Source organism: Psychrobacter proteolyticus, from assembly GCF_038155145.1.
GTDB classification, from domain to species: Bacteria; Pseudomonadota; Gammaproteobacteria; order Pseudomonadales; family Moraxellaceae; genus Psychrobacter; species Psychrobacter proteolyticus_B.
On record NZ_JBAKAY010000145.1, the window covers coordinates 1 to 219 of the forward strand.

A 219-nucleotide genomic window follows, 5' to 3' on the forward strand; every position below is an offset into this window, starting at 1 on the left:
CAGTTTTTACACTGCCTTCGCATGGTCTAAACTCTACGCCCAGTAAAAATAAATCGTCGATTACTGGCTCTTGTAACTGGACATTAATATCTGTCAATAAATCCTTATAAGAGAGCCGAACATTCTCTGCGCTCAGCGAACTGCTATAGTCTTGCGCATAATACACCATGAGATTATGGCGACCAAATACATGATAAGAATGCTCATGACGGACATAAC

At 40.6% G+C, this 219-nt stretch carries 1 pseudogene; it reads right to left on the reverse strand.

From position 1 onward, the window contains the following. Positions 1–219: pseudogene (locus V6252_RS13295) on the reverse strand (hypothetical protein); the annotation flags it as partial.